This window comes from Methanobrevibacter sp. V14 (genome assembly GCF_963082475.1).
GTDB lineage: Archaea > Methanobacteriota > Methanobacteria > Methanobacteriales > Methanobacteriaceae > Methanocatella.
The window spans coordinates 14,507-25,739 of record NZ_CAUJAM010000007.1 but is presented as its reverse complement, the minus strand read 5'-3'; the positions used below and the strand labels follow the sequence as shown (position 1 = coordinate 25,739).

Below are 11,233 nucleotides of genomic sequence, written 5' to 3'. Positions count from 1 at the left end.
CAATTTCAAAAAGTTCATTAAGATTAAATCTAACTACCATAAAGATAATGAATAAAATCCATAAAATAATATATATCCAAGCAATATATCTTGCTAATTGACTACCTTTATCATTTCCTATAAACATGTTATTACTTCCATATCATTGATATTAATAATGTGGTTGTTAAAATTAATGATAAAAAGGCATATTTTTTAAATCCTTTTTCTGTTTTTAATTCAAATGGAATTATGTTATTAATTTTATCTGGAGATAGTACAAAGCAAAATAAACAGAATGATAGTAAAAAATAAAATAAACTATGATTCAAAGACATTACATTTTGAAAAATGCTTTTAAATATCCATAAAAGTGAAATGCCCATTGGACCATTACAAACCATAAGAGATAACATATAATAATAAAAGGGATGATATCCAAAAGTCATGTTATTCTTAAAGTCATTTAAACACCATCTACTCTCATTATTATACACATTTAATTTCAAAAACATAAATAGGGGTGGGAAAAATTCTATTAAACTAAAAGCAATAGTGGAATACAAACCACCTTGTTTAAAAGCTAAAATTCCCACACCAGTGGATAATAATCCACTAACTCCAAATAAAATGAAAATCATTCCCTGATATGAAATTCCAGGATACCTCATATCAAATAAAACATACCTCTCATTTAAATAATCACGTTTATAAATAATTAAAATTATTATTAGTGATGAAAAAGATAAACCCGTAAATGAAATTAATAAATAATTAAAGTCTCCAATTAAAAATGCAATGAAAACTGAAGTGAAGAATGATAAGAGTTCGCATTCTATAATCAAACCCAATGTATAATATTTAAGTTCATATGAATTCAAATCTCTCCAACTAGTCTTCATAATTTCAGCGAATGATTTCATTATATTTCCTCTGTTTTATTTATTTATTTATTTTCGATTGCCTCTTTAAATACTGGAGGAACAATATTGGTATTGAAAAAATTAATTATTTGACGAATAACTGGATCATCATAATTGTTTTTTAATATTAACTCAATTGGATTATATCTAATCAACTTCTCATCAATTTTGATTGAAGTTATAGTTGCAATTTTTCCTCCTTTTGAAAGTATTATTCGCTCAACAGTAACTTTGGTAATTTGTGTACCTATTTTTAAAGTGCCACCTAACCCAATAAAAGATAAACCATTATCTAAAAGGAAAAATGCCGCATCAATATAGGTTATTTCCCCATCTAATAATCCATCGGCATATAATAATCCAACTTCTCCTGATGCAAATAAAAATATTCCTGCGATAGATACGGGAATATCACCTGTAATTAATCCCCCTGCTGTAAGAGTAATGCCTGCTAAAACTAATTCTCCACCTACAATTCCAACAATTAAACTAGTAAAAAATGATTCCAATTCAGACCAATCATTTCCAAGAGAGGTATTGAATAAAACATTATTTATTGAATAATTCCCAATGGATTCTAAATCAGAATAATCATTACTTGATTTATTTAATATTTTTCCACCATAATTCCAAGCATTTTCTGTTATGTTGTCATGGTAGCAGGGCATTGTTCCAAGTAATCCATAATTACTAAAGTAATCACGTACAATGCCGGTTTCTAAATCTAAAAATAATAATGTACTATTATCGTCTGCATGTTTGATAAAAGTATAACCATTACTGGTGAATATCTCTAGAGTTCCATTGTTCATGAAACTTTCAATTAAACCAAGAGTAACGCTGCCAATTACTGTGGTATTCCATACATTATTGCCGACTAATTGTTCCACTAAACTGAAACTGAAACTTGTAGCATAATTAAACTTCCAAACATTAGTGTTGTTTCCTATGGTTTCACGACCCATATTATGGTCAGATTCACCAGTAATGTACAGACTGTTATAATCATTACATAGTGAAACACATGCTGGACTAATACGGCTCCATGTTACATTAAATTTATTTGCTGATTCATCAGCGACACGGTCATTTTCGTAAATGACAATTAATGGTGTTAAAAATGTACCATAAGCGGCTTTCATCAAACCTGGTGCATATAGTTCTTTTTGATTTAACCAGTAACGTAAATCATTGCTTGTTAGATTATTTTTAACAACTGCAAAACTGCGCATACCTTCATAACCAATGCTCATATTATTTTCATCAGTAATATCAGTATAATAGATATTGCTTATACGGTACGCATAACTGGATGGTGGATTTAAAAGCTTATGCTGTCCATTATATTCAAAATTAATGTCTGGAGTTACGTCACCATGATAATCCGCAGTCATTTCAATCATATCAATAAAATAGTTTTTATGATTTTTAACGAAATCTAATTCTGAATTAGTTAGTTTATAATCTAATTGCAGATAATTTAAGAATCTATTATAAACTAAATTAAAATTACTTGCATCAATATTTGCTGCTTTTGCAAAACTTAAATAGTAGCCATTAGGCTCCCAAACACCTTCTTTCATACTTGCAAAAACATTATTTAAAAATTTAATGGCTTCAAAAACCTTTGTCGAATAATTATTTTTAAAATATTGATAAAAAAGATTGTTGATATTAATTTCATCAATAATTTCTCCATTAACGATCATATAAATTTTACCAGAATATAAACCTGATTCACCCCAACTAAAAGTAATCCAAGAGGCATTATTACTAAATGGGATATGATATGTTTTGTTTACAAAATAATTATTTTCAACATCCCATGCAGATGAAAATAATGTTATGTCTATTGTTGCATTCTTATTAAATGTGTTAACTATTTTTTCATTATCAAAAATAGCCATAACTGAAATATGGTCATGATTTGCAAATAAACTACTTAATTCAAAATCCACAAATGCTTTGCCGTCTTTTAAATAAGTTGTATTAAACTTTTTATTTCCATCAACATTAAATACAGAAATAAAAGATTCAAGATTATCTGGAATATATCCTAATGAAGATAATTTATTTCCCAAATTATTATAAGTTAAATCAACATAGAATTTAGCTCTTTCAATTTGACTATATTCATTTACTTTATAAGATGATGAAAATAAATGTGCAACCATCCAGGTGTTCATTATTAAATTTCCAGTAGCATTATAAACATTAGAAAGAACATTGCGACTTGTAGAAATCTTAGGAGTATTTTCACCCCACCAGTTATTATCTATAACATAAGAGCAATTTGCTTCGGAATAAAAATCATATTGACCATTATCACATAATCTATTTAAATAAAATGAATCATCATATGATAAAAGAGAGGCGTCTAAAACAAAACCACATAATTTATTATCATGAATATTATTAAAAGCATAAGTATTATTAACTGAAACTCTTAAGAATACTCCATATTTATTGTTTTTAAATTCATTATAAAGCACGTGGGAGTTATAAGAGATTACATATGATCCAGTATCAAAATCTGAAATATTATTGGAATTTATATTTATATTCGGACAAAGAATATATAATCCAATACCATTTAACTTGTTTTTATTGATAATATTGTTGTTAACAATTGAAATATTATTTGAAGTATTATTTAAAACAAGAATCCCGCCAGCACCCATATTAGAATTTAATAATATATTATTATTTAAAACCATAAGATTATCGGATTTTCTAACACTTATACCTCTCATGGAATTTATGAACTTATTTGAATCAATTGAATTATAAGCAATCAAAGTATTTGTATCACAATCAGTTTCTATAGAACTAACCACATTAATAAATTGATTATTAATGAGAGTAACATTTTCTGCTTGATAAATTACAATTCCAAAAGAAGAATCCTTAATTTTAAATCCACGAATAACACTATTGCTTCCTCCATTGGTAACTCCAATAACTGGATGAGTAGAGTCTATGCCTTGTAATGTAGCGTTAATTGATATTAAATTAATAAATTTATTTACAGTTATTTGTTCATTATATAAACCTTCACCAATTTTAATTACGTCTCCATTATGAGTATTCGCATCATTAATTGCTGATTGAATTGTTGTGTATCCTTTACCTGAATTTAAATTACCTACTTTTTCAAAAATGTAATTGCAGGTTATTACTTCACTTTTATGCCCATTAAAATCAATTGCATAAAATCGTAAAGAGGTAGTTTTGGAAATACTTAATACATTTTCATATAATCTGAAATTTGATTCATTTAATGAATAATAAATTTTAGGGTTTTGATCAAGATTATCCCAGCTAGTCAAATTTACAAGAATAGGTGAGCTATATAAATCGGAATCCAAATTACTCCAGACGAGTGGACGTTTATTGTCAATTATATAATGTTCATGGTAAATACTACAGGTGCCGTTGCTGTAATATAAATCATAAATGCCATTTGTCAAGATAAATGACTTTGATTTATTAGATTGGTTCCAATTATTATTGTCCCAACTATATTTAATCAATTTAGCATTATTTATGTTTAATGATAAATTTAGATAAGAGTTATTGTAAAATCCACCATCATAATTCACTGTTGGGTGAAATGATATTACATTTACATTAATTTTTTTACTAACACTTGCATATGGACTTTTAGCAAATGAGACTTCAACATTATACGTTCCGGGTTTTTCTTCTATTTTAATTCCTGCTCGCCCATTACTGTCACTAACTACATTTGTACTTTTATCATTGATTTTAAATATGATGGTTTGTCCACTTAAAAATTTATTATTCTTGGTATCTTTTAAAGTTGCATATAAGTATGCATTGCTGTCATCATAATTACAAGTTAAATCATTCACTGTTAAACTTGTAGGGATACTGTTGACTGTTACGGTTACTGTCTTTTTACTGGTTACATAATTTGAATTTGTAAATGAAATTGTTGTTGTGTATTTTTTTGGTCCTGCTCCAATTATTAGTGTTGCAACTCCTTTGGAATCAGTTTTTTGATTATAGTTTTTACCATTAAAATTAAAAACAACAGTTTTATCTACTAAAACCTTTCCATTTTTATCTTTTAGAGTTGCTTTTAACTTATTGTTGCCATCACCATATGTGAAAGCAAGATTATTTGCAGTTAATGTTGTTGGCATTGCTTTTACTGTAACTTTTGCTGTTTTACTGCTTCTTGCATAACCGCTTGCTGAAAAAGAAAATTTCACTGAATATGTTCCGGGTCCTTTTTGAACATCCCAACTAACGCAACCTTTGGAATCGGTTGTACGTGAGTAAGTTTTACCAGAATAAGTTACTGTGATCTTTTTCCCGGATAATGCTTTGCCGTTTGAATTTTTCAAATAAGCTTTAAGAGTAGTTCCGTCTTGGTAATATTTGGTCACATCTTTTGCAGTAATTGTTGTTTTAACTGTGGAACTAGCTTTTTTTACAACATTACTGGGTTTCGTATTATTGTCTTGAATTTTAACATTGGATGAATTTTCAATTTTTTCATCAACATGATTATCATCTGATGAAACATCTATACTATCAGAATAGATATCATCTGATTGATAATCGATGCTTAACGTATCATTTTCGACTGCATTGTCTGAAACTGCATAAGTGCAGTTTAAACAAATTATAAAACGACCAACAATTAAAAGAATTAAACGAAATAATAACTGGGAATGAAGAAAAATATAATTTAAAAGATGTACAAAATTTAATTGAAGAAAAATATGGAATAACATATAGCGAAAAGCAAATATGGGTCATTACAAGACAAAAACTAAATTTAAACTATGGAAAAACCATTCATTAAATATAATACACATCCTGAAAATCCAGAAAAAGATCTTAAAAAAACCAAACACAACTGACATAAAAACTGAATATTTTGCTTTTTTTAGAAAATAAATGTAACAGGATTTCAAGGAATTAATTGCAACTCATACATGGAAGTAAAATACAAAAAACAATGCATTCAATTTGTAATTACATCATGTCATTACAGTATTGAAAACATGAACAACACATTCGGTAAACAATTAATCGAATATTCAATAAAACAATGAAAACTTATCTGATAAAGAAATAAAAAGATATTTATCCTCGAAATCACTAAATGAAATGGATTTGATAAATAAAATCAATAATGAACCATATAATGACAATTCACAACAAATTTCCATTGAAAAAGTTCAAAAGATCTGCAGGAAAGAAGACAACAATAATTCCAGAAAAATAGGAAATGAAAAGATCAAGATTACTGGATAATCTATCAAATCCCAAAATCAAAGTCACTGAAAAAATACAGAAAAACCTGCACAAGCCAAATTTTCATCAATTATGGACTTATTAAACGGATTTATACTCGATGGAATACTTGGAAACTACAAACAAGCAGAATTACCTCTAATGCACCAAAACCTAGAAAACATCCCATGAATTAATCACACCAGAATAAATCAATTTTCATTTCGACATAGAATACAACGCAATATAAATTATACGCACACATAATGTCCATGAACAGTTGTTTCATCCCCAAATTAAAAGATAAAAGTTATATTGACGAACGATACAAAATTACAGAAAATGACTCAAAAATCAAAAATTGAACTCACAAAAGACAGATTAAAATAAATTCCACAATCCTGACCTAAAAAGAAAAAATACAGTAAAACAAAAACACTTAAATTTAAGAATACTGACAATAACACTAGAAAACGGAACAACAGAATTTACTACTAACCAACATTATTAGATAAAAAACTTCACAATAGAAGATTTCAAAAAACTCTACAATCTACACGGGGAATCGAAATCAATTGTAATACAATGAAAAACAGACTGAACATTGAAAATTACACAGGAAAAAATACGAATAACAATTGAACAAGACATATAAAGTAATATAAAAAAGGAAAAAACATGAAATCAAAAATTGAGTTGATGACATTGATAAAAAAAATAGAAAAGACAGTTTAAAATTGAACAAAAGCCAAAACTCAATAATTTCTGCCAACAATCCAATTTCAATAAAAAAATATATATATTAATAATATGATATTAGTATAATATGCAGTAAATTTAGGCATACCTAAATATGCTTAATTTTATGGTGGTGTTTGTTATGAACGAAAATGTTTCAATTTTTAATCGTAAATGGAGTACTCATGATATCATGATTACAGCTGTACTTTCAATAGCTTTAGGACTATTAAATATTCCTTTAACTTATGCAACTGCTTATTTAATGGCTTTTCCAACATTTTTCCCATTTATTATGGGTATAGGATTTTTCCCACCTATTTTGGTGGCATATCTTATACGTAAACCTGGAGTTGTTTTATTGTCTTCTCTTATTATTATGGTATTGGGAGTGCCATTTACCCCATATGGTGTTATGATGTTAGGTCAAGTTTTAATGTATGGACTGCCATTGGAAATTGTTTTCTTAATCGGCAGGTATAAACACTTTGAAAGCTGGTTTATGGCTATTGCAGGTATTGTGGTAAGTGTTGTTGGTGGAATTTTATATTTTGTATCCTATGGAATATTGAATATGGACATTACAATTCAATTGCTTGCTGTTGTTGAAACTGTTATTGGAGGAGCAGTATTTGCAGGATTATTATCTAAATGGATAGGGGATGCTGTTTTAAAAACAGGTGTTATCCAATAATAAAATTTAATTTTATGGAATATCTGCCAAAATCAAGAGGAAAATGCTTAAAAATAACTGATTTTGGTCAATACTCTATATGTTTTAATAAACTGTTTCTTTTTTGAGGGATATTTATGAGTAGTTTTTTGAGAACTTTTTCTTATGCAAAAGAACATAAAAATAAAATATATTTAGCAATACTCCTTATTTTTTTCAGTGTGGTTTCAGAATTAATTACATTTATTTTAACATATGATATAATCATTAGTTTTGTTGAAAAGCATTCAATAACTGTTGAGTATCTTATAATAATGGGATGCGCCATTATTCTTTTCTTATTTTTAAAATCGGTTCTGTATATAAAAGGATTGGATTTCTCTCATGAGGCTGCATACGATACTTTATTGGGTATGAGGATGAAATTTGCTGAAAAAATGACCAAATTGCCATTAGGTGTCATAAATCAGAAGGGCACAGGCAGTTATAAAAAAAACTTTGTAGATGATATTGAGCAAGTAGAACTGATTTTAGCCCATATGATTCCTGAAGGGCTACCTTACATGATTATTTGTATTCTGGTATATATTATGCTATTTGTTCTTGATTGGAGATTAGGTGTTTTAACTGTCGCTTCAACTTCAGTAGGTCTTGTGGCTATAATGTTGATGATGAAATCCGGTGTGGAGAAGATGAAATATTACTATGAATCTTCAAAAAATATGAATTCCAATATAGTTGAGTATATTGCCGGAATGGAAGTTATAAAGATTTTCAATAGAACTACAAGTTCCTATGAGAAATACGCTTCCTCTGTTGAAGACTATAAAAAATATACTCTTGACTGGTATAATGAATCATGGAATTACATGGCGGTATATGCAGCTGTAATGCCATGCACAATACTGTTTTCATTACCTTTCGGTACTTTATTTTATTTTCAAGGAAGTTTGGCTCTTTCAACATTTATCTTTGCATTATTAATCTCACTTAGTTTAGGATCTCCTTTAATAAGGATGGTTACATTTTTACCATTGATTCCCAGACTTAATTATCAAACCGATGCTCTTGAAGAAACTTTTAGTGGAGATGAACTTCACATAACTGACAAATCATCAAGACCTGAAAATCATGACATCGAATTTAAAAATGTTTGCTTTGCATATGATAAGAAAGAAGTTATCAAAGATGTTTCATTCAAAGTCGATGAAAATTCTGTAACTGCATTAGTTGGTGAATCTGGAAGTGGTAAAAGTACACTTGCTCGGCTTCTAGTTCATTTTTGGGATTTGAATGGTGGAGAAATTACCATAGGTGGAATTAACATAAATGATATTTCATTTGGAAATTTAATGAATTTAATTAGTTATGTTTCTCAGGACACCTTTTTATTCAACGAATCAATCATGGAAAATATTCGAATCGGAAGGCCTGATGCAAGTGATGAGGAAGTCATATCTGTTTCAAAACTTGCACAATGCCATGATTTTATAATGGAATTGGACAGGGGATATGATACGGATGTTGGAGATGCTGGAAACAAACTTTCTGGTGGTGAAAAACAAAGAATCACAATTGCCAGAGCAATTCTAAAGAATGCACCTATTATAATTCTTGATGAAGCAACAACATTCACCGATTCAGAAAATGAGGATAAAATACAGGAGGCATTAAATTCACTTGTAGGTAAAAAAACTTTAATCGTAATAGCTCATCGTCTTTCAAGCATCGTCGAATCGGATAATATAATATTAATGGATGATGGTAACCTATTAATGCAAGGAACACATGAAATATTGCTTGAAGAGTCTAATCAATATAAATTGCTATGGCAATCTCACATGGAATCATTAAACTGGGATATAAATGTTAAGGGGGAAACATAATGTTGGAATTCAACATGATTAAAATCATCAGAGAACTTCTAAATATTGCAGGGGACTATTCAAAAAATTTAAAAATAGCTTTTGTATTATCATTTTTTGAAGAAATTTTTGCAATTATTCCAATAATGCTGATATTATATGTTCTAAACCAGATAATTTCAAACAGCCTTACAATGGATAATATATGGACTGTAGGCATAGTCATTGTTATGAGCGTTATTTTGAGAACTATAACAAGGCGTTTAATTGACAAGTTTCAAGCAAATATCGGGTTTAAAATCTTTGCAGATGAACGGATGAAATTGGGAGATAAGTTAAAAAGACTTCCGATGGGATACTTTTCACAAAGTAATATAGGCAACATTACAGCAGTCGCCACATCTGATATGAGCTTTATAGAAGAAAATTCCATGATGCAAATTTCAAAAATAGTAACTGCTTTTTTAAATACAGCTATAGGAGTTGTATTTTTAACAATACTGGATTATAGGATTGGAATTATTTCTCTCATCACAGTACTTTTAGCGCTGTTTGCACTAAATAGACATGAAAAAGTAATGGAATTTCATTCAGGCATCAAATTACAAGTTCAATCCAAACTTATTGATGCAGTTATAGAATATATTAAGGGAATTCCAATTATCAAATCATTTAATATGGTTGGAGTTAGATCTAAAAAATTGAATGGGGAATTTATAAAAACAAGGGATGCGGCTATTGAATTTGAGAAAAAATCTAGGTTTCCAATGCTTATCTTTGAAAATGTTTTTTCAATAGGGATTGGAGTAACTATTTTATTCGCCACATTTTTCGCACTCAATAAAAGCATGGACATGATTTTCATGTTGATGATACTTATTTTCATATTCCAGTTTTATATGCCTCTTAAATCATTAGCTGGATTAAGTCCTCAAATATATATTATGGAAAAAGCTTTAGAGAGATATAAATCCATTTCTAATCTTGAAATCATAGATAGCGGTGGAAATGACATAGCTCTTGAACATTTTGATATAGAATTTGAAAATGTCAGCTTTGCATATGAAGAACAGGAAATATTGCACAACATCAGTTTTAAAGTTCCGGAGCATAGTATGACAGCTCTTGTTGGAAGATCAGGTAGTGGCAAAACAACAATAGCTAACTTAATTGCAAGATTCTGGGATGTGGATTCTGGTGAGATAAAGGTTGGAAATGTCAATATTAAAGAAATGACTGCAGATAATCTTCTCAAAAACATGTCAATGGTATTTCAAAATGTTTATCTGTTTAATGACACAGTTTTAAATAACATAAAATTTGGAGATGTGGATGCAACAAAAGATGAAGTAATTGAAGCTTGTAAAAAAGCAAGATGCCATGAGTTTATAATGGAATTGGAAAATGGTTATGATACTATCATTGGTGAAGGAGGATCTTCATTGTCAGGTGGTGAAAAACAGAGGATTTCCATAGCAAGGGCAATTCTAAAGGATGCGCCTATTATAATTCTTGATGAAGCAACTGCCAGTGTTGATCCGGACAATGAAAAACATATTCAAAAAGCTATTGATGAACTTGTTAAAAACAAAACCCTTGTAATGATTGCTCATAAGTTGTCTACAATAAAAAATGCCGATCAGATAATTGTAATTGATAACGGTAGAATCATACAGGAAGGAACTCATAATGATTTAATTAATGAAGAAGGTTTATATGGGGAGTTCTGGCAAAGACGAATTAAAGCTAAAAGCTGGAAAATCAATAAATCAGGTTTTTAAATG

At 28.9% G+C, this 11,233-nt stretch carries 6 protein-coding genes; 4 read left to right on the top strand and 2 right to left on the bottom strand.

What is annotated here, in order from left to right:
• Positions 1–131 precede the first annotated feature (131 nt).
• Both Q9968_RS04095 and Q9968_RS04090 read right to left on the bottom strand, forming a co-directional pair.
• Positions 132–902 carry a hypothetical protein gene (locus Q9968_RS04095; RefSeq protein ID WP_305513748.1) on the bottom strand — a complete coding sequence of 257 codons (771 nt, stop codon included), beginning with the start codon at positions 900–902 and terminating at the stop codon, positions 132–134.
• 23 nt (positions 903–925) lie between these two features.
• Complete coding sequence (locus Q9968_RS04090) at positions 926–5,668, bottom strand: chitobiase/beta-hexosaminidase C-terminal domain-containing protein (protein WP_305513747.1); 4,743 nt, start codon at positions 5,666–5,668, stop codon at positions 926–928.
• Positions 5,669–6,047: 379 nt separating this feature from the next.
• Between Q9968_RS04090 and Q9968_RS04085 the strand changes: the two genes are divergently transcribed.
• From Q9968_RS04085 to Q9968_RS04070, 4 genes are all read left to right on the top strand, one after another.
• Complete coding sequence (locus Q9968_RS04085; protein WP_305513744.1) at positions 6,048–6,194, top strand: hypothetical protein; 147 nt, start codon at positions 6,048–6,050, stop codon at positions 6,192–6,194.
• 859 nt (positions 6,195–7,053) lie between these two features.
• Positions 7,054–7,605: an ECF transporter S component gene (locus Q9968_RS04080; protein WP_305513742.1), complete on the top strand. Its 552-nt coding sequence runs from the start codon at positions 7,054–7,056 to the stop codon at positions 7,603–7,605.
• 116 nt (positions 7,606–7,721) lie between these two features.
• The gene (locus Q9968_RS04075) at positions 7,722–9,470 is read left to right on the top strand and encodes an ABC transporter ATP-binding protein (protein ID WP_305513740.1); all 1,749 of its coding nucleotides are present in this window, start codon (positions 7,722–7,724) and stop codon (positions 9,468–9,470) included.
• Positions 9,470–11,230, top strand: a complete 1,761-nt coding sequence (locus Q9968_RS04070; protein ID WP_305513738.1) for an ABC transporter ATP-binding protein — start codon at positions 9,470–9,472, stop codon at positions 11,228–11,230. Before Q9968_RS04075 ends, Q9968_RS04070 begins: the two co-directional genes overlap by 1 nt.
• The last annotated feature ends 3 nt before the right edge of the window (positions 11,231–11,233 follow it).